Annotated in this window: 20 protein-coding genes; 2 read left to right on the top strand and 18 right to left on the bottom strand. The window is 65.8% G+C overall.

Annotated elements, in window-relative coordinates:
• A complete protein-coding gene (locus tag ACCQ03_RS11420; RefSeq protein ID WP_008578235.1) occupies positions 1-348 on the top strand; it encodes a RidA family protein in 348 nt (115 codons plus the stop codon).
• Between the two features lie 158 nt (positions 349-506).
• Here ACCQ03_RS11420 and ACCQ03_RS11415 read toward each other — a convergent pair whose 3' ends face one another.
• The 18 genes from ACCQ03_RS11415 to gloA2 all read right to left on the bottom strand — a co-directional run bounded on the left by ACCQ03_RS11415 (position 507) and on the right by gloA2 (position 16,793).
• Positions 507-1,577 (bottom strand): SAM-dependent methyltransferase, encoded by a 1,071-nt coding sequence (locus ACCQ03_RS11415; RefSeq protein WP_057679752.1) that lies wholly within the window; start codon positions 1,575-1,577, stop codon positions 507-509.
• A 17-nt stretch (positions 1,578-1,594) separates the two neighbouring features.
• Positions 1,595-2,377, bottom strand: coding sequence for a DUF1295 domain-containing protein (locus ACCQ03_RS11410; protein WP_017155649.1), 783 nt, complete (start codon positions 2,375-2,377; stop codon positions 1,595-1,597).
• Positions 2,374-2,919 carry a DUF2878 domain-containing protein gene (locus ACCQ03_RS11405; protein ID WP_057679754.1) on the bottom strand — a complete coding sequence of 182 codons (546 nt, stop codon included), beginning with the start codon at positions 2,917-2,919 and terminating at the stop codon, positions 2,374-2,376. The genes ACCQ03_RS11410 and ACCQ03_RS11405 overlap by 4 nt, the downstream gene beginning before the upstream one ends.
• A complete protein-coding gene (locus tag ACCQ03_RS11400; RefSeq protein ID WP_057679755.1) occupies positions 2,916-4,211 on the bottom strand; it encodes an SAM-dependent methyltransferase in 1,296 nt (431 codons plus the stop codon). The genes ACCQ03_RS11405 and ACCQ03_RS11400 overlap by 4 nt, the downstream gene beginning before the upstream one ends.
• Positions 4,208-5,092, bottom strand: a complete 885-nt coding sequence (locus ACCQ03_RS11395; RefSeq protein WP_209225466.1) for a DUF1365 domain-containing protein — start codon at positions 5,090-5,092, stop codon at positions 4,208-4,210. Before ACCQ03_RS11395 ends, ACCQ03_RS11400 begins: the two co-directional genes overlap by 4 nt.
• Positions 5,092-6,342, bottom strand: a complete 1,251-nt coding sequence (locus tag ACCQ03_RS11390) for an NAD(P)/FAD-dependent oxidoreductase (RefSeq protein WP_057679756.1) — start codon at positions 6,340-6,342, stop codon at positions 5,092-5,094. Before ACCQ03_RS11390 ends, ACCQ03_RS11395 begins: the two co-directional genes overlap by 1 nt.
• Positions 6,339-7,337 (bottom strand): acyl-CoA desaturase, encoded by a 999-nt coding sequence (locus ACCQ03_RS11385; protein ID WP_057679757.1) that lies wholly within the window; start codon positions 7,335-7,337, stop codon positions 6,339-6,341. Before ACCQ03_RS11385 ends, ACCQ03_RS11390 begins: the two co-directional genes overlap by 4 nt.
• Before the next feature lie 223 nt (positions 7,338-7,560).
• On the bottom strand, positions 7,561-8,394 hold the full coding sequence (locus ACCQ03_RS11380) for an anti-sigma factor (RefSeq protein ID WP_057679758.1): 834 nt from the start codon (positions 8,392-8,394) through the stop codon (positions 7,561-7,563).
• Positions 8,391-8,954 carry a sigma-70 family RNA polymerase sigma factor gene (locus ACCQ03_RS11375; RefSeq protein WP_003485439.1) on the bottom strand — a complete coding sequence of 188 codons (564 nt, stop codon included), beginning with the start codon at positions 8,952-8,954 and terminating at the stop codon, positions 8,391-8,393. Before ACCQ03_RS11375 ends, ACCQ03_RS11380 begins: the two co-directional genes overlap by 4 nt.
• Positions 8,955-9,012: 58 nt before the next feature.
• Positions 9,013-9,375: a DUF4345 domain-containing protein gene (locus ACCQ03_RS11370; RefSeq protein WP_209225375.1), complete on the bottom strand. Its 363-nt coding sequence runs from the start codon at positions 9,373-9,375 to the stop codon at positions 9,013-9,015.
• An 85-nt stretch (positions 9,376-9,460) separates the two neighbouring features.
• Positions 9,461-10,249: a hypothetical protein gene (locus ACCQ03_RS11365; RefSeq protein ID WP_057679762.1), complete on the bottom strand. Its 789-nt coding sequence runs from the start codon at positions 10,247-10,249 to the stop codon at positions 9,461-9,463.
• A 613-nt stretch (positions 10,250-10,862) separates the two neighbouring features.
• Entirely contained in the window at positions 10,863-11,291 is a 429-nt protein-coding gene (gene rnfB, locus ACCQ03_RS11360; protein ID WP_057679759.1) for an Rnf electron transport complex subunit RnfB, read from the bottom strand.
• A gap of 1 nt (position 11,292) precedes the next feature.
• Positions 11,293-11,883, bottom strand: a complete 591-nt coding sequence (locus ACCQ03_RS11355; protein WP_057679760.1) for an HAD family hydrolase — start codon at positions 11,881-11,883, stop codon at positions 11,293-11,295.
• A 345-nt stretch (positions 11,884-12,228) separates the two neighbouring features.
• Positions 12,229-14,313: a methionine--tRNA ligase gene (metG, locus tag ACCQ03_RS11350; protein WP_209225373.1), complete on the bottom strand. Its 2,085-nt coding sequence runs from the start codon at positions 14,311-14,313 to the stop codon at positions 12,229-12,231.
• 258 nt (positions 14,314-14,571) lie between these two features.
• Positions 14,572-15,021 (bottom strand): DUF2147 domain-containing protein, encoded by a 450-nt coding sequence (locus tag ACCQ03_RS11345; RefSeq protein WP_039574777.1) that lies wholly within the window; start codon positions 15,019-15,021, stop codon positions 14,572-14,574.
• An 89-nt stretch (positions 15,022-15,110) separates the two neighbouring features.
• Entirely contained in the window at positions 15,111-15,674 is a 564-nt protein-coding gene (locus ACCQ03_RS11340) for a hypothetical protein (RefSeq protein ID WP_209225371.1), read from the bottom strand.
• Positions 15,664-16,209, bottom strand: a complete 546-nt coding sequence (locus ACCQ03_RS11335; RefSeq protein WP_209225369.1) for a hypothetical protein — start codon at positions 16,207-16,209, stop codon at positions 15,664-15,666. The genes ACCQ03_RS11340 and ACCQ03_RS11335 overlap by 11 nt, the downstream gene beginning before the upstream one ends.
• A gap of 194 nt (positions 16,210-16,403) precedes the next feature.
• On the bottom strand, positions 16,404-16,793 hold the full coding sequence (gene gloA2, locus ACCQ03_RS11330; protein ID WP_017159538.1) for an SMU1112c/YaeR family gloxylase I-like metalloprotein: 390 nt from the start codon (positions 16,791-16,793) through the stop codon (positions 16,404-16,406).
• A 748-nt stretch (positions 16,794-17,541) separates the two neighbouring features.
• Here gloA2 and ACCQ03_RS11325 point away from each other — a divergent pair.
• Entirely contained in the window at positions 17,542-18,123 is a 582-nt protein-coding gene (locus ACCQ03_RS11325) for a hypothetical protein (protein ID WP_170922373.1), read from the top strand.
• The last annotated feature ends 36 nt before the right edge of the window (positions 18,124-18,159 follow it).

Raw genomic sequence — 18,159 nt, 5'->3', positions numbered from 1 at the left:
ATGCTGCAGCGATTCGATGCGGGTCCGCGTATGTCCGAAATGACCGTCCATGCCGGCGTGTGTTACCTGGCCGGCCAGATTGCCGAGGACACCAGCCAGGACATCACCGGGCAGACCCGCCAGGTGCTGGGCGAGATCGACAAGCTGCTGGCGCTGGCGGCCAGCGACAAGACCAAGATCCTGCGGGCGGAAATCTTCCTCGCCGACATCGCCGATTTCGATGGCATGAACAAGGCCTGGGACGAGTGGGTGCCGCACGGCTTCACGCCTGCCCGCGCCACCGTTGAAGCCAAGTTGGCGCGGCCGGAGTGGAAGGTGGAAATCGTGGTGACCGCTGCGGCGGGCTGAGCGCGCCACTGGGTGCGGCGCTTGAAGCGGCGCGCGATGGCACGCACCGCTTCAGCGCAACCAAGTGACTGCTGCGCGGTTATCGCAGTGCGCGCACGTATGCACGCACGGTGCATGGTGGCCTGCAGTCATGTTCGCAACCACTGCCGGCGCTGCAGTCAGCGCTTGACGAAGCGGTAATGCGCCACACCCCATTCGCGGCCTTGGTCGTAGCCGAACAATTCCGCGCATGCCAGCCAGAACATCCGCCAGCGCTGCCACCAGCGCTGCGCATCGTCGCCGTAGGTCTGCTTCAGCAGCGGCATGATCTGGTCGCGGTGGCGGTCCTGGTTTTCCAGCCAGGCGTTGGCGGTCTTTTCGTAATGCTCGCCCGACAGCACCCAGCGTTGTTCGATCACCACATCTTGCTGGAAATGCAGCAGGGTATCGGCCGCCGGCATCAGCCCGCCGGTGAAAAAGTGCCGGCCCATCCAGTTGTCTTCGCCTGCCACTTCGAACGGGTAGGCCAGATCGCGGTGGCAAAAAATGTGCACGAACAGCTTGCCGCCCGGTGCCAGCCAGCTGCCGACGCGCGCGAGCAACTCGCGGTAGTTGCGCATGTGCTCGAACATTTCCACTGACACCACGCGATCGAAGTCGCCCGGTGGCAGGGTCAGCGCGTTGACGTCGGCAGTGATCACCTGCACGTTGCCCAGCCCGCGGATGCGGCACTGCTCGAGGATATGCGCGCGCTGCGGGCGTGAGTTGGAGACTGCCGTGATGCTGGCATTCGGATAGCGCTCGGCCATCCACAGCGTCAACGAGCCCCAGCCGCAGCCTAATTCCAGGATGCGCTGTCCATCGGCCAGCTCGGCGCGTTCGCCGTACAGCGCCAGCATGCGTTCTTCGGCGGCATCCAGAGTGGGCGTGGTGGCGTCCCAATAGCAGCTGCTGTACTTGAGCCGGCGGCCCAGGCACAGGGTGAAGAACTGCGGCGGCAATTCGTAATGCTGGCGATTGGCCGCATCGGTTTCGATCGCGATTGCGCTGGCGCGCAGGCTGTCGATGAAGGCGCGCTGGCGCTCGCCGTTGGCATCGGCATCGTTGCCGCGCTCATCGCGCAGGCGCTGCGCACATAGGCGACGGATGCCGTAGCGCAAGACCGCATCGGGCAGCACGCCGGATTCGGCGAGCCGCGTGGCGAAGGCTTCTTCGGGCTGCGCGGAGGGCGGGACGATAACGGTAGACATGCAACTCTCCAGGCAAATCAGGACGAAGGGGGAAGCGGAAAGAACGCGCTGGTGCTGCGCTGGTACTGGGCATAGTCCTCGCCACGCGAGCGCAGCGCCTGTTGCTCGGTGTAAGGAATGCCGGTGAAGCGATACAGAAACACGAACATCACCACCGGCCCGAGCGCGCACAGCGCCACCGGCCACGGGCCTGCACCGACGGCCAGCGCCAGATACGCGAACCAGTGCACGAACTCGAAAAAGTAATTTGGGTGGCGCGAATAACGCCATAGTCCGGCGCGACAGGTCTTGCCGCGATTGGCCGGGTTGGCCTTGTGCGCCGACAGCTGCCGGTCCGCCAATGCCTCGCCACCGACTGCGATCAACCACACGACGATCGCGATGCCTGTCCATACGCTCCATTGCGCGTTTGGGTTGCTCGCAGCGGCCAGGAACGGCACCGCAAATAGCACCACCACCACCGCCTGGGCCAGGAAAAAGCCAAGGAACTTGCTCTGGCTGCCGTTCCAATGTTCGCGCAACGCGCGGTAGCGGCCGTCTTCGTGCGGGTCACCGAACACGCGCACCCCCAGATGCAGCGCCAGACGCGCGCCCCACACGCCCCCAAGCACCGCCACCAGCACGCGCGGCAGCACCGCGCCATCGGACATCCACGCACAATACGGCGCAGCCACCGCCAGGCAGCCCGCCCACAACACATCGACCGGGCCGGCGTTGCCGCTGCGACGCTGCCATAGCCAGCCGATCACCATCACCACGCTTGCGAATACGCCCACATGCAGCAGCGGCCAGGCATTCATTGCAGTTCTCCAGTGGGGTCATCGGGCAATGGTCGCGCCAGCCGGCGTGCATACAGCGACAACACGCCGCAGGCCACGCCCCAGCCGATGCCCACGGCAAGCACGGCATGCAGGTAAGGCGCTTGAAATTCCACCGCATGCCAGCTGCGTTGCGCCAGCCAGTACGAAAACGGCCCGAAGATGGCGCCCAGCAGCACCGCCAGCCACGGCCGCTGCATTGCCGTGGCCAGCGAATGGTTGAGGGTGAGCGCAAAGCCCAGCCACAACGCCAGGATCCACGGCGGCGCCAGCAGGCTGCCCGGCCACGGCGCGGCGTAGCGCACCCAATTGCCCGCGGCGAGCGTGGTGTCCAGCAGCAAGCCCAGCGATAAGGCTGCCACCACTAACTGCACGTCGCCGGGCGCGCGTCGCGATGGCCACAGCTGGTACAGCGCAAATGCGGCCAGCACCAGCAGCGTTGGCCAGATGCGCGCATGCGCAGCGGAACTGACCGCTACCAGCCACAGCACCTGCAGGCCGAGGTAGTTGCCGAGCTGCTTCATGCGTCGGCGGCAAGGCCCGGTACGAACTGCGGCGGGCGCGCACCGGGCTTGCTCAGCCACAAATGCACATCGCCGATCGAGCGTTCCAGAAAACCGGCTTCGCAATAGGCCAGGTAAAACTCCCACATGCGGATGAAGCGCTCGTCGTAACCCAGCGCACGCACCTGCGGCAACTGCGCCATGAAACGCTGCCGCCACGCGCGCAAGGTCAGCGCGTAGCTCGGGCCGATGTCTTCCAGATTGAACAGGCGCAGATCGCTGGCGCGCGCGATCGCGCCGGTCATCGCCGCAACCGAAGGAATGAAGCTGCCCGGGAAAATATGCCGTTTGATGAAGTCCACCGAGTGCAGCGCCTGCTTGTAGCGGTGGTCTTCGATGGTGATGGCCTGGATCAGCGCTTCGCCATCGTCCGCCAGCAGGCTGCCGACCTTGGCGAAGTAGGTGTCCAGATACTGGTGGCCGATGGCTTCGATCATCTCGATCGAGACCACGCGGTCGAAGCGGCCTTCCAGGTCGCGGTAGTCGCGCAACAGCACCGTCACCCGATCGCTCAGCCCTGCCGCGGCGATGCGTTGGTTGGCCAGCTCGAACTGCTCGCGCGAAATGGTGGTGGTGGTAACGCGGCAGCCGTGTTCGCGTGCGGCGTGCAGCGCGAAGCCGCCCCAGCCGGTGCCGATCTCCACCACATGATGGTGCGGCGCCAGGCGCAGTTTCTGGCAGATGCGTTCGAGCTTGCGGGTTGCTGCGCGCTCCAGCGCCGCTTCGCCCTGCGCCTCTTCGCCATCGACGAAGATGGCCGACGAGTACATCAGGTTTTCATCCAGGAACAGCTTGAACAGCGGGTTGCCCAGATCGTAATGCGCGGCGATATTGCGCCGGCTGCCGCTGCGGGTATTGCGCGCAAACGCATGCAGGCTGCGCATGGCCCAGCCGCCCAAACGCGCGGTGCCGGTCTCCATCGCGTCCAGCCGCTCGCGGTTGCGCAGCAGCAGCCGCATCAACGCCACCAGGTCGTCGCACTGCCATTGCCCGTCCATATACGACTCGCCCGCACCGACGCTGCCGTTGAGCGCCGCCTGCCGATAGAAGCCGGGATCGATCACGCGCAACTGCATCTGCAAGGCCTGCGCGCCAGTGGCCGTGCCAAGTGTGGTGACGGTGCCGGCTTCGTGCAGCTGCAGTTGCCCATCGCGCAACTCGCCAAGCGTGGCCAGCAGGCGCTTGCGCAGCAGGCGGTCCGTCCAGGAGGCCGCGCGCGGCGCGGCGTGATCGGGCAGGGACGTGGCGTTCATCGGGGTTCTCGCACAGGCGGGTGAGGGTGGTCGTGGACGGGGTTGCCGCGCAGCCACAGGCGCAGGGCCTGCCAGTGGATGGCGACCACCACCCACACCGTCATCAACGGATAGGCCAGCAACGTGCGCGCCAGGTTGCGCGCGGTGAGCGGTTGACGCTGCAGCACCAAGGTGGCGTCGAAGCGGCGCGTGCCGCTGTTGTCGATGGAACCGCCGGCATCGTCGCCAACGGTGTCCAGCACATCCATGTGCACGCGCAACTGCGCATCCGGCACGCTGAAGCGCCAGTCGTAGCAGTGCTGCATGCCCATGAACGGCGAAACGTGGAAGCGCTTGTCGAAGCGCCACGCGTGCACATCGCGATGTGTGCGCGCCTGCGCGACCGGCAGCACGTAGGTGTGGCGCTGCTGCCAGGGGGTGTTGGTGATTTCGGCCACGATCCAGCGCAGGCTGTCGTGGCGATCGAAGCAATAGTAGAAGCTGACCGGGTTGAACACGTGGCCGAAATAACGTAGGTGCGTCAACAGCCGGATCGCGCCTTCGGGGCGCTCGCCGGTATGCGTCTGCACGCAGTCGCGCACGGCCTGGTCCAGCGGAATGTTGGCATCGCCCAGATAGTCGCTGCGCCGGAACTGCGCCAGATTGGCGCGCCCCACCGACCACAACCAGCGTCGTGCGAACACCTGGTCCAGCTCGGACAGATCCAGGTACATCAGGAACAGGCGATAGCGAAAGTGCAACGCCTTGGGCATGAAGCGCCGGTGTCGCACCCAGCCGGTGTAGATCGCGCTGCGCAACGGCCCCGCCACGCGACCGGCACCGCTGCCCTCGGCAGGGGGCAACGGCACCGCGTCGTGGTGGGCGTCGCGCAGCAGCTGCATCACCAATGCACTCCCAGGCCATGCGCGACGTCCACGCCGCTGCGCAGGCCGTCTTCGTGGAAACCGAAGCCCCACGCGGCGCCGGCAAACCAGGTGTGCTGCACGCCCTGGATGTCGGCCTTGCGCGCTTGTGCCGCCACTGCCGCCGCGTTCTGTACCGGATGGCGGTAGCGCATGCGCCGCAGCACCTTGCCGGGGTCGATCTCGTGATTACGATTGAGGCTGACGATGAACGGCTGCGGTGACGCGATCGACTGCAGTGCGTTCATCCAGTAGCTCACCGTGCAGGCGGCATCCGGGTCGGCCGGCACGTGCGCGTTCCATGCGGCCCAGGCGCGCCGGTCGCGCGGCAGCACGCTGGCATCGGTGTGCAGCACGGTATCGTTGTCCTGGTAGGTGATGCCGCCCAGGATGTGTCGTTCGGCCGGCGTGGCGTCGCTGAGCAGACCCAGCGCATCGTCGGCATGGCAGGCCAGCACCACGTGGTCGAAATGTTCCTCGCAATGCGAAGCTTTCACTACCACGCCATTGGGCGTGCGGCGGATCGACTGTACCGGCGTGGACAGGCGCTCGATCACCTGCCAGCGCCGCCGCAGCGCACGCACATAGCTGTTGGACCCGCCACGCACCACCTGCCACTGCGGGCGCCCGCTCAGTTGCAGCATGTGGTGATTGGCCATGAAACCGATCAACTGGCCCATCGGAAATTCGAGAATGGTCTGCGAGGGCGAGGACCACAGCGCGGAGGCCATCGGCACCAGGTGCTGGTCGCGGAACGCATCCGAATAGCCGTGCCGCTGCAGATACGCGCCCAGCGTGCTGAAACGCTCGTCGCTGTGCAGCACCGCCGGTGCTTGGCGATAGAAGCGGCGCAGGTCGGCCAGCATGCCCCAGAAGCGCGGACTGACTAGGTTGCGGCGCTGGCAGAACAATCCGCCCAGGCTGCCGGCGTTGTATTCGAGACCGCTGCGTGCATCGTGGACCGAAAAGCTCATCGTGGTCGGCTGCGCGGCCACGTCCAGCTCGGCGAACATGCGGGTGAGCAGCGGGTAATGCTGCGGATTGAACACGATGAAGCCGCTGTCCACCGCGTAACGCTGACCGTCCAGGTCGATGTCGTGCGTGTGCGTATGCCCGCCCAGATAATCGGCGGCCTCGAATAAGGTGACCTCGTAGCGCCGCGACAACAGCCACGCTGCACCGAGGCCGGCGATTCCGCTGCCGACCACGGCAATTCTGCCCTCGCTCATCGTTTCACCCGTTCGGCGCGCTGGGTGAGCAGCTTCGGCATCGGCTTGAGGTCCCACACCAGCCCCACCCACGACATCGCGGTGAGTCCGTACCAGGTCATGTCGTATTCCCACCATCGCAATCCCTGGCGCGCCGAGCCGGGAAAGAAATGGTGATTGTTGTGCCAGCCTTCGCCGAAGGTGAGCAATGCCAGCAGCCAATTGTTGCGGCTGTCGTCGCGGGTGTCGAAGCGCCGGCTGCCGAAACGATGCGCCAGCGAGTTGATGGTGAAGGTGGCATGGAACAACGCCACGGTGGAGATCACAAAGCCCCACACCAGCAACTGCGCACCGCTGGTCTCCAGCGCGGGCGCAGCTACTGCCAGCCAGTTGCCGAGCAGGTAGAGGCCTAGCGCCAGCAGCACCGGCATCACGATGTCGAAGCGGTCCAGAAAGCGCAGTTCGGCAAAACGGCGCAGGTCGGGGATCACTTCCCAGTCGGTGCGGAAATTGCGCGGGGTCAGGAACCAGCCGGTATGGCTCCACCAGAAGCCGTGCTGCGCCGGCGAATGCGGATCGCGCCCGGTGTCGGTATGCCGATGGTGGTTGCGATGATGCGCCGCCCACCACAACGGCCCGCGCTGCACGCAGGTGGCCCCGATGGCGGCGAACACGAACTGCAACACTCGCGAAGTCTTGAAGGCGCGGTGCGAAAAATAGCGGTGATAAAACCCGGTGAGCGCGAACATGCGCAGCGCGTACAACGCCACGGCCATGCCCACCGCAAACCAGGACGCACCGACCCAGAACACTGCCAGGCAGGCCAGGTGCAACGCGATAAAGGGCACCGCACGTAGCCAGTCGATGCGATCGGCACGCGCTGGGTCCAGGGGCTCGTTGGTTTGCGAATCCACCCAGCGACGCAGGCTGCCGACCCGTGCGGCCAGGCCGCCGCGTGGCGGTGCGGTGGCGGGCTGCGGCGCTGCGGCGTGAGGGTCCAGGCCAGTGCTCGGCACGCGTGATTCTCCATAGGTAGTCGTGACCCAGTACGGACGCTGCCGGCAAACAGATGCACCAGGCCGCTTGATCGTCGCATGCATGGGTGGGGTTCGCTTGGCGTTGCGAATGAATCGCGCAGCTGCGCACACATTGCCCGCGCCAGCGCATACCGGCGTGGATGAGGCTGTTTTGGAAGGCCTCGCCTGCGACGTGCCCGCAGGCGAGGCTAGGCGCGTTGGATCAGGGAGCCATCGCCAGCGTGCTGATGCCGCCCTTAGCCACCACCGTACCGGTGGCAACGCCACCGGGCGCGCCACCCGGCGGCTCCAGCGTGACGGCCAGAATGGCTTCGTTGCTCAACATGGGCATCAACTGATCAGGAATCTGCGCACGGCGTGCACGTTGATCGTCGAAGGTCCCCATCGAATGCGCCTTGCCATCGGGGGTGATCAGCCACAGCTCCGGCACCTTGTCGGCGGTGGCGGTGCGGTCCAACGGCGTCACCGTGATGGTGTGCTTGTCGGCGTCCATCAAGGCCACATAACCCGGGCGACCGTCTTCGGTGGCCAGGGTCGAGGTCATGGCGATCCCGGTCGCGGCAGGGGGATTGGTCGCAGGCGGGGGGACCGGGGTCTGCACCACCTCGCCAGTGGGCGGCGGCTGCACCGGTGCCGGCGGCGTACGCACGTTGAGCAGGGCGAGCACGCAGACCGCTGCAGTGGCCAGGCCACCGACGCTGGCCCAACGCCAGAACCGCACGCTGTTCCACAACGGCGCCGCAGGCGCGGACGTGCCGACCGGCGCTGCAGAAGGCACCGCGCGTAAGGGCGTATCGAAGCCCAGCGCCTGGCGCACGCGCACCCACACCTGATCCGGCGGCGTCTGCGCGACGATTTCTTCCAGCAGCGGCGACAGCAGTTCCTGCCACTGCAGCACTGCCTGGGCGAACTGGCCGTCGGTGGCGATGCGTTGTTCGGCCGCCAGGCGTTCTTCCGCGCTCAGCAGGCCAAGCACGTATTCGCCGGCAAGCACGTCGCGTGGCGGTTCCTGGTCGATGGGAAAGGGCGTACTCATCGTTCCAGACATGCCTTGAGTTTGGCCAGACCCCGACGGATCCAGCTCTTGACCGTGCCGATCGGCGTATCGGTGCGCGCGGCGAGTTCTTCGTAGGTGATGCCTTCGAAGAACGCCGTGCGAATCAACTCGCTGCGCGGCGGTTCCAGCTCGGCCAGGCAGTGATCGATGCGCCGGCGCGTGCTGGCGCGCTCGGTGCGATCCAGCGGCGAGGCATCGCTGGCACGCAGTTCGCCGGCATCGTCCAGCGCCACGTTGCGGCGCTGCGGCGCGTTGGCGCGCAGATGGTCGATGGCCTTGTTGCGCGCGATCATCGCCAGCCACGTGAGCCCGCGTGCGCGGCTCGGGTCGAACTGTCCGGCCTTGTGCCAGATCAGCGTGAACACGTCCTGCAGCACCTCTTCGGCTTCGGCACGTTGCGGGATCATCCGCAGGCACACGCCGAACAGCTTGGCGGAGGTTTGCCGATACAGCGCTTCGAAAGCATGCCGGTCGCCGCCGGCGGTTGCGGTCAGCAGGCGTCCGGTCTCATCGTCGTCGTGGCCAGGAATGGCACTCATGCGGTCGGGCGTTGGGTGAGGTGGGGGCGATGCTACCGGACTGGGCCGAGCGTGTCTTTCACTTACGCTGGAACCACAGCAGCACCGCGGCAAGCAACAACAAGATCTCCACCCCGGCAAGCGCAACAGTGGGCGCAGAGACCGGCCACAAGCGCGAGACGCTGCGGAACAGCACGATGGGGGCATAGAACGCCAGGGCGACCACCAGGCCGGTGCGGGCTTGGTCGATCCACGCGAAGTAGCCGAACAGGAACGCCATGCCCAGCTGCAGCCCGCCGTAGATGACCAGATACTCCGACTGCCCGGCCGGCGAGAGCTGGGTATAGCCCACGGCCGTTGCGGTCTTGGCTGGAGAGAGCGTGCACCACACCGCCAGAACGAAATAGAGCACTGCATTGATCCAGAGATAGGCTTTTGCCACGACGCTGCTCCTGTACGGGGAATGGGTGCCCGGGCCGTTGTACGCAAGCGCGCGTGGTCGGACGTGAAGATGGCGCGGGCGTGCGTCACGAGGCGCTGCACGACGTGGCCAGCGGTTGCTCGCGCGCTTCGCGCAATTCCTCGGCACTGGCCGCGCGCGCAGGGGTGTCCGGGAACACGATGCGCACGTGCGGATAGTGGCCGTTCGCATCGCGCAGATTGCCGACCCCGCGGAACTCGAGCAGCCGCTTGTCGGCGAGCGAATAACGCACCTCCAGCGATGGCACTGCCGCGCCGTACCAGGCATCCAGACTGATGCGGAAGCGCCGCTGGCCGTCGGCATCGCCCAGGCGTTCGACCCGGAAGCCCACCTGCCGCTGCAGGCTGGGCAGCACGAAGTCCACCTTTTGCGGCGCGCGTGCGATGGCGTCCCACTGCTCGCGCAGATAGGCGTCGAACCCGGCATCGATCACCCGCGCGCCGGCGCCAGGCGGCAGCGCGGTGCGGCGTTCGGGTTTGCCTGGGGCGAGCTGATACATTTCGCGAACACCGTCGCGTTGGCGCACGCCTTCGCGATATCCGTCGCGTCCATCGATCAGGCTGAAGTCGGGCGAGCTGCCGCCGCCGTCGACCTGCTTGCGCGCAAACGCTCGCCCGTCCGGGCAGCGGTACAGCACCAGCCGCCCGCCATCGTCGAGCAACCAGTGCGACTCGCGATACCGCAACGCGCCGCTGTCGCCATCGAAGGCATCGCCGTCCACCCGCGTCACCGCGGCCGCGCCGAGCGGCAGGCTGCCCAGCACCAGCAGCAACAACGGCGGAATCGGCCGGCAACGGACGGTGAGCGCGGCGAGGGTGGCGGCAAGTGGACGCATCGGCGGATCCTCGATGGGAGTGCCTACCAATACGGGCGCGGCCGCAGCACGGATGCGCCGGCTGCGTCAGGGCGTTCCTGACGGCGCTGGCGCGGTTGGCCTATGGAGTAGTTGGTGATGGCGCTGGCAGTGCTGCAGCGTCACGGCGTCGTGTGGCAACCGGTGCTCTTGCCGCATGGGCGAGCGAGAGTGACGACAAGCGTGGTGGCACATGCCAGGCGCGCGCGCGTGGTGCAAGGTTTCGAACGGTGGGTGCATGCGCGCAGCGCGATCAGGTTGTCCTGCGCAGTCTGCGGTTAGCTCATTGCCACCGGTCCGCAGCGTGGCGCCGCGACATGCCGGTGGCGCAGGTCTGCATGCGCATGCGACTGGCGCGCAGCCGATGCGGTCGTACCCCGGAGATTCGGACGACTGCCAGGCCGCTTGCGGCGGTGTCGATGTTCTTCGTGCCGGCCTTCCAACCTGGATGCGGCAGCGCACTGATCGAGCGGGGCTCGCCTGCGTGTCGTGCAGCTTGAATCCGCCTATCGCAGCGGGTGGTCATGCTGGCATGCGCGCCAATCCACGACCACGCAGGCACCGACTGGGCGCGGTATCGCGCTGGCCGCCGCGCTCAGCCGGTTGGATGCAACGCGATGCAATCCACCGGGCAAGCCGGCAGGCACAGTTCGCAACCGGTGCACAATGGCGCGATCACCGTATGCATGTGCTTGGCGCCGCCGACGATGGCATCCACGGGGCAAGCCTGGATGCACTTGGTGCAGCCGATGCAGTCGGCTTCCACGATCCAGGCCACCTGCGGCAGTTTATGTACCCCGCGACTGCGATCGTAGGGACGTGCCGGCACGCCCAGCACCTGCGCCAATGCGCGTGCCCCGGCATCGCCGCCGGGCGGGCAGTGATCGATCGACGCCTGGCCCTCTGCCATCGCCTGCGCATACGGACGACAGCCGTCATACCCGCATTGCCCGCATTGGGTCTGCGGCAGCAGGCGGTCGAGGCGTTCGACCAGATCGGGAGCAGGGGCGGGCGTCGCGGCCATCTCAGTGCAGCAAATTGCCGCGATACCAGCGTTGTTGCGCAAGTGCGAGCATCGGTTTGTCTTCGCGGCTGTCGCCATACGCGTGCACGCAGTCGTACCGATGCAAGTCGTAGTGACTGCGAATCCGCGCGACCTTGTGCGGCCCGCAGTCGCCATCGGCATAGCGCCCGCTCAGCACGCCTGCAGCGTGTTCGAGCCGATTGCAGATCAGCGACAGCCCGTGCCGGGTGCACCACGGTTGCAGATACAGATCCAGCGACGCCGACACCAGCACCACTTCATGCCCCTGCGCCTGGTGCCAGTCGATGCGTTGCATCATCTCCCCGCGCAGCATGCCCGGCAGCGCAGTGCGCGCGTACTCGGCGCCATGCGCTTCCATCTCATCGAGCGAGCGGCCGCTGAAAACCAGCCGCGTCACCCGCGCGCGCAGTGCGGCTGCAGACACCACACCCATCCGGAACCCCAGCACCCATGGCCCCGCCTGCCATCTCGCTGCCGCAACCTGTGCCGGCGTTGCCACCTTGCGCAGGAAACGCCCATAGCTGTCGCAGGTGGTGATGGTGTGGTCGAAGTCGAACAGGGCCAGGTGCATGGGGGCTGGGATTGGGGAGTCGTGAGTCGGGATTGGTTAAAAGCGCGGTGACTGATTGTTCCCTTCTCCCTCGTGCTGGAGAAGGTGCCCCGCAGGGGCGGATGAGGGCACGCGCGAAGCCACGTGCAGTTACAACGACACTAGAGCTTCGCCCCGTACCCTCACCCCAACCCCTCTCCCGCAGGAGAGGGGCTTCACGCCCCGGACCGCATGGAAACAGGAGCTTGGTATCGGGCTTCTTTAAAACCCCGCACTAGTCAAAGATCGACGACGCATCAAATTTGTCTTGGGTCAGCAAGTCAGGTTTGGCTTTTACCAATCCCAAATCCCAACTCCCCAATCGCGTTACCTGACCGGCATGCCCGGCTGTGCGCCGCTGTCGGCATCCAGCAGCGCCAGGGCGCCGCCGTCGAAGCCGGCCGACAGGATCATGCCCTCGCTGATGCCGAAGCGCATCTTGCGTGGCGCCAGGTTGGCGATGAACACCACGCTGCGGCCCACCAACGTCTCCGGCTCGCCGTAGCTGCCACGGATGCCGGAGAAGATCTGCCGCTTGCCCAGTTCGCCGGCGTCCAGTTCGAAATGCAGCAACTTGTCCGAGCCGTCCACGAATTCGCACACCAGCACCTTGCCGATGCGCAGGTCGAGCTTGGCGAAATCGTCGATGCCGATGAGGCCGGGATTGGTGGTTTGGGATTCGGGATTCGCAACGGCGGCAGGCTTTGCGTCGGCCTTGCTCGGTGCGGACTTGGTGGTCGCAGCAGGTGCCGCAGGTGCGGCCATCGTGTCTTTGGAAGCGTCGGTCATGGCGTCGATCAGTTTGGGGTCGATACGGGTGAACAGGGCGGTGTAGGGCTGGATCGTGTGCGCCGTGAGCGGGCGGACCACGTCTTCCCAACTGGTCATCGGTGCCGACAGGAAGGCTTCGGCTTCGGCGCAGGTACGCGGCAGGATCGGCTTGAGCGCGGCCACCAGGATGTGAAACAGGTTCAGGCCCTGCGTGCACACCGACTGCAGCTGCGCATCGGCGCCGTCCTGCTTGGCGATCACCCATGGCTTGGTGTCGTCGATGTACTTATTGGCCTCGTCGGCCAGCGCCATGGTCTGGCGGATCGCGCTGGCTGCATCGTTGCGTTCGTAGGCCTCACGGATCGGCGCCAGCGCGGCGACGAAGCGGTCGTACTGCGCCGGGTCGGGCAGCGCCTCGGCCAGCTTGCCGTCGAAGCGCTTGCCGATGAAGCCGGCGCAACGGCTGGCCAGGTTGACGAACTTGCCCACCAGATCCGCATTGACCCGTGCGATGAAATCGCCCAGGTTCAGATCCAGATCGTCCACGCCGCCGGAGGACTTGGCGGCAAAGTAGTAACGCAGCGCCTCCGGTTCCAGGCCCACATCCAGGAAGGTCCGCGCCATCACAAAGGTGCCGCGCGACTTGGACATCTTGGCGCCGTCCACGGTCAGATAACCGTTGACGTGCAGGCGGGTCGGCGCGCGGTGGCCGGTGCCGTGCAGCACCGCCGGCCAGAACAGGCCGTGGAAATTGACGATGTCCTTGCCGATGAAATGATGCAGCTCGGTCTGCGTGCCGGCGACCAGATGCGCTTGGAAATCCTCGCCCATCTGCGCGCATAGCGTCTTGAAGCTGCACAGGTAGCCGATCGGCGCGTCCAGCCAAACGTAGAAATACTTGCCTGGCTGTCCGGGGATCTGGAAGCCGAAGTAGGGCGCATCGCGCGAGATATCCCACGCGCGCAGGCCGCCTTCGGCATCCAGCCATTCCTTGAGCTTGGCCTTGACGCCGGGCAATGCCACGTCGCCAGCCAGCCACTCACGCAGGAAACCGTCGAAATGGCCGACTTCGAAGAAGAAATGCTCCGAATCGCGCAGTTCCGGGGTGGCGCCGGAGATCACCGACTTCGGTTCCTTCAACTCGGTGGGCGAGTAGGTCGCACCGCAGACCTCGCAGTTGTCGCCGTACTGGTCGGGGCTGCCGCAGTTGGGGCAGATGCCCTTGATGTAGCGGTCCGGCAGGAACATGCCCTTGGCCGTGTCGTAGAACTGCGCCACCGAGCGCCGGCTGATGTGGCCTGCCGCCTCGAGCTTGGCGTAGAAGGCTTCGGTGAGCTCGCGATTGACCGGCGAATTGGTCGAATCGTAATGGTCGAAGGTCACCCCGAACGCGGCGAAATCGCGCTCGTGGCTGGCCTGGATGTTGGCGATGAAGGCTTCCGGGGTCACCCCGGCCCTCTCTGCAGCGAGCATGATCGGCGTGCCGTGGGTGTCGTCGGCACAGACGAACCAGGTCTTGTCGCCGCGCAACCGGCGCGCGCGCACCCAGATGTCGGCCTGGATGTAGCCGACCAGGTGGCCAAGATGCAGCGGGCCGTTGGCGTACGGCAGGGCAGTGGTGACGAGTGCGGTGCGGGTCATGGCAGGCGTAATGCGGGGGACACGCGATTATCGCATTAGTCGGGAAAGGGGCGGGAATGGGGAATGGGGATTCGGGAATCGGTAGAGGCAGGGTAAGTTTCTTGCGCTGTTGATGGGCGCCGGCCGTGGGAGCGCAATGGCGCTCACCCCTGCCTTTCAATTTTTCTCGCGGGCCGGCATTGCGGATTGGAGAACAAAAAAGGCGCCCCGAAGGACGCCTGCTCTGACGATTCCCGATTCCCCAATCCCGAATCCCGGCTACTCACGCACCCACGTCTGGGTACGGCCCAGCGCTTCGATGCCGACATAGCCGCGCATCTGCAGCTTCTTGCCGCCATCGGTGAGGGTGATCTTGGACTTGTAGGTCTTGCCCTTGGCCGGGTCGAGTACCGACCCGCCGCTCCACACCGCGGTGCCGTCGGGCTTGAGGCCCCACAGGATGGTCATGCCTTTGATCGGCTTGCCCTTGAGCGCGCCTTCGCACTTGTCGCAGACCGGGTTGGGCCCTTTGGACGACTGCAGGATCTCGACCACCTTGCCGCTCAGCGTGCCATTGGCGGCCTGCTCGATCTGCACCACCGATTTGGGCTTGCCGGTTTCATCGTCGATGGTCGTCCAGCGGCCCACCGGCGAATCGGCTGCATGGGCCATCAGCGAAGCGGCCGCCAGCGGCAGGGCGAGCAACAGGGTCTTGAAGGTCTTGCGCATGGTTCCCCTCCCAGGGTTTGCTAGGGCCGCCGTCGGCGGCCTGATCGCGAATGTATACCGCGGGGTATGGTGCGGGAAAGTCAGGGCGTTCAGTTTGAAACGGGGCAGCGCGATGCCGCCGTCGTCTGCTCGGCCATGAGGCGTGTTCGTCCCTGCTGGGTGACGATGCGGAACATTTCCACCTCGCACTCCTGCCCATGCGACAGGATGGTGGCGACATAATCCTGGCCGGTCTCAGGGACAAAGCTGCGGCTTACAGTACACAGCGGTGCGTTCATCACGCAGCGGTTGTCCATGCAGCCGCCTGCCGACAGGGAGAGGGTGATCGGCTCGCCTGCCTTGACCTGCGTTTCGGTTACGTAGCGTCCTCCGCTGACGGCAACGGCAGGTATCCCGATCTTCTGCCCTGCGCCGGTGCCGAACGGACCGGGCCGCGAGCCTGGTGCAATGCCGGCGCCACGTAGCGTTCCGCCGACGCATGTGCGGTTTGGATAAAGCACAGGTGCGGGTCGCTCGGTGACCAGGCGGACACGCGCACGCGGCCCATCGCGTGGCGCATCGAAGGTCGACAAGGAAATCGTCGCGCTGCGTGTCATTCCGCAGCCGGCCAGAAGCGCGACCAGCGCGGTGAGGAAAATGCGTCTAGTCGGCATGGCAATCGCCTGAAATCGGAACAACTTCCAGATCCGCCGGGGCAGCGCCGGTCTTGACGTCGATGACGGTGAGCAGACAACGTTGGTCATCGTAGAGCTGGCTGGCGACATAGTGCTCGCCAGGCGCGGGCGTGAATGCCAGCAGGTTGGTGCAATTGCTTGTGGTCAGGCTCCGACGACGCGAGTCGAGCGTTTGCACCATGCGTGCGCGTAAGAACAGTGGTCTGTCGGGGACAACCGAATACGCTTCGCGAGATTGATTGTTGCTCAACTTCCCGAGTACGCCGTTGACGGGCGGCGTCAGTGCGCCCAGAAATCCGCCATGGCCACCCTTTGCGCAGCTGGCATCGTCGAAGACATCGAAGTATTGGACAGGCTCGATCGGGATCAGGGCGGGCCTGGTGGGCTTGGCCAGCGTCAGGGTGGCGAACGGCTCGCCGGGTTTTGGCGCGACATAGCGCTTGGGGAAAAGAAAGCCGCAGCCGGCAAGCACGATCGCGACGGCGACAACGATGCGCAGGATGAAATGAAACATGCGTCAGGTCCGGCATGGCGTCTGTTGGTCTGTGCCGCATCCATGCCTGCGACGACGCTGCGGCGACATGCCGCCAGCGTCTCGATAACGGCCGTACGCTCCTGCGCTTGAGACACCTTCGCGAGGCGAAGCTCGGCGCGTGACGTGACGGGTACGCGTGCCTCACTGCACTGCGGTTGCGGCAGGCACAGGCGCTAGCCGATCTCGTACAACTCCAGCGGCAGCTCGTCCGGGTCGGCGAAGAAAGTAAAGCGGCGGCCGGTGTATTCGTCGATGCGGATGTCTTCGGTCGCCACACCGTGTGCGTTGAGATGCGCAACCGCCGCGTCCAGGTCGTCGACGCGGAACGCCAGGTGGCGCAAGCCGCGCGCTTCGGGGCGGCTGGGTCGCAGTGGCGCGTTGGGGAACGAGAACAGCTCGATCTGTCCGCCATCGGGCAGCGCCAGATCCAGCTTCCACGAGTCGCGCGCCTGTCGGTAATGCTCGTCGAGCACACGCAGGCCCAAAATGTCGCAATAGAACCGTTTGGAGACCGCGTAGTCGCCAGCGATGATGGCCACGTGGTGAATGCCGGCGAGCATCATGCGGGGCTCCGATGAAGTGCCCTCGACCAGCCGCGCGGTGCCGGCACGCTCGACGGCGCGTCGCACGTAAACGCAAGGCGCGTGCTCGCGATGCGGAACGCAGCAGCGTCATCGCACGCAGGTTGCCGTGGCATCGGCAGGATTGTGGGCAAGTCCACAGCAGGCAGGCCGTGCGCGGATGTTTGCGGAGCTGGAAGGCGATGGTGCGGCATGTCGGAGGGCTGGCAGAAACCAGTCGGCAGCATAACCGCCCGCTCGTTAGCCGCAGGCCCTGGTTCACGGCGCGCGTACGGCTGTGCCCGTTCGCGCACGGTCGCAGGATGGCCGATCGACATCGGGCGGGAGCGATGCACTGCGGGTAACGCGGCGCCCTGTGCGTGCACATCGAGGACAGCACGGCTGATTTGCCAACGGCCACTGCACGGACCTGCAGTCCCGCATGCGCGATTCCTGGACGCAGGTGCGGAAGGGCAGCGCAGCGCTGTCCGCCGACATCCTCCGCGTGGCAGGCCGATCTCAGGGGTTTGCCGATGGGTTGCACTGTCGACGCAACCGATGCTGGACACCGATGTCGTACCGGTGCGCGTTTGCATGACGCCGCCGCGGCATCGTCCTTCCATGCCAACCGAGCCTGCCAATGTCCATTCTTGCGTTTCAACCGGAGTATCTCAAATCCATCCCCCAGGGCGTGCATGTGATCCGGCACCCGGCCGGCACGCTGCCCGATCGCGACGCGATCGTCGCGGCCTTGCCGCGCACCGGGCAGGGCACGCCGCAATTGCATTACGACACGCTGTGGATCGGCGGCGGCCACGGCGATGTCGACAACCAAGGAGCACCGACCAAGTTAAACGACTGCACAGGTGTCGAAAAGGTCACGAGCTTCATCGAGGATCTGGTCACCATCGGCATCCGCACGCCAGCGCTGATCGTCGATAGCTGCTTTTCGCTGGCCTGGCTGCCGCAATTTGCTCCCTTGCTCACCGAGGACGGCATGTTTGCCGGCTGGTCGAGCATCTGCAACAGCAATCGCATCGAATCGCTGACATCGGGCCAGTTGCCCGCGTTAGTGGAGCAGCTCGAGACCGCGCTGGCGCAAGTGACCACGGCCGCGTCCAGCCAGGTGGTCTACATCGCTCGCGACCGGGTGCTGATTCGCTATGGCCGGTTGACCGCGATCGGGGGCGTGATGACTGCCGGCGATATCGCCGATGCCGAGGCAACCCTCGCCCGCGTCGGCAAGGCGACCTGGCAGGGCAGGCCGCTGATCGCCACCGACCAGCGCATCGAGGACCGCACGCGGTTCATCGAACGCCTGCACCAGCTCTGACCGGCCTGGCACCGTAGCCCATCCGGTCATCCACCC

The sequence above is a fragment of the Xanthomonas sp. NCPPB 3569 genome (assembly GCF_041475645.2).
Lineage (GTDB): Bacteria > Pseudomonadota > Gammaproteobacteria > Xanthomonadales > Xanthomonadaceae > Xanthomonas > Xanthomonas phaseoli.
The sequence above is the reverse complement of the archived record's forward strand: the minus strand, read 5'-3'. Positions and strand labels throughout refer to the sequence as shown.

Bases quoted from the DNA above. Each gene is read 5' to 3' on its own strand.
- ACCQ03_RS11405 (WP_057679754.1), bottom strand. From the start codon at position 2,919: ATGAAGCAGCTCGGCAACTACCTCGGCCTGCAGGTGCTGTGGCTGGTA.
- ACCQ03_RS11415 (WP_057679752.1), bottom strand. From the start codon at position 1,577: ATGTCTACCGTTATCGTCCCGCCCTCCGCGCAGCCCGAAGAAGCCTTC.
- gloA2 (WP_017159538.1), bottom strand. From the start codon at position 16,793: ATGATGCTCGCCGGCATTCACCACGTGGCCATCATCGCTGGCGACTAC.
- metG (WP_209225373.1), bottom strand. From the start codon at position 14,313: ATGACCCGCACCGCACTCGTCACCACTGCCCTGCCGTACGCCAACGGC.
- rnfB (WP_057679759.1), bottom strand. From the start codon at position 11,291: ATGGCCGCGACGCCCGCCCCTGCTCCCGATCTGGTCGAACGCCTCGAC.
- ACCQ03_RS11395 (WP_209225466.1), bottom strand. From the start codon at position 5,092: ATGCAGCTGCTGCGCGACGCCCACCACGACGCGGTGCCGTTGCCCCCT.
- ACCQ03_RS11420 (WP_008578235.1), top strand. From the start codon at position 1: ATGCTGCAGCGATTCGATGCGGGTCCGCGTATGTCCGAAATGACCGTC.
- ACCQ03_RS11355 (WP_057679760.1), bottom strand. From the start codon at position 11,883: ATGCACCTGGCCCTGTTCGACTTCGACCACACCATCACCACCTGCGAC.
- ACCQ03_RS11340 (WP_209225371.1), bottom strand. From the start codon at position 15,674: ATGCCGACTAGACGCATTTTCCTCACCGCGCTGGTCGCGCTTCTGGCC.
- ACCQ03_RS11390 (WP_057679756.1), bottom strand. From the start codon at position 6,342: ATGAGCGAGGGCAGAATTGCCGTGGTCGGCAGCGGAATCGCCGGCCTC.
- ACCQ03_RS11410 (WP_017155649.1), bottom strand. From the start codon at position 2,377: ATGAATGCCTGGCCGCTGCTGCATGTGGGCGTATTCGCAAGCGTGGTG.
- ACCQ03_RS11375 (WP_003485439.1), bottom strand. From the start codon at position 8,954: ATGAGTGCCATTCCTGGCCACGACGACGATGAGACCGGACGCCTGCTG.
- ACCQ03_RS11400 (WP_057679755.1), bottom strand. From the start codon at position 4,211: ATGAACGCCACGTCCCTGCCCGATCACGCCGCGCCGCGCGCGGCCTCC.
- ACCQ03_RS11335 (WP_209225369.1), bottom strand. From the start codon at position 16,209: ATGTTTCATTTCATCCTGCGCATCGTTGTCGCCGTCGCGATCGTGCTT.
- ACCQ03_RS11365 (WP_057679762.1), bottom strand. From the start codon at position 10,249: ATGCGTCCACTTGCCGCCACCCTCGCCGCGCTCACCGTCCGTTGCCGG.
- ACCQ03_RS11380 (WP_057679758.1), bottom strand. From the start codon at position 8,394: ATGAGTACGCCCTTTCCCATCGACCAGGAACCGCCACGCGACGTGCTT.
- ACCQ03_RS11345 (WP_039574777.1), bottom strand. From the start codon at position 15,021: ATGCGCAAGACCTTCAAGACCCTGTTGCTCGCCCTGCCGCTGGCGGCC.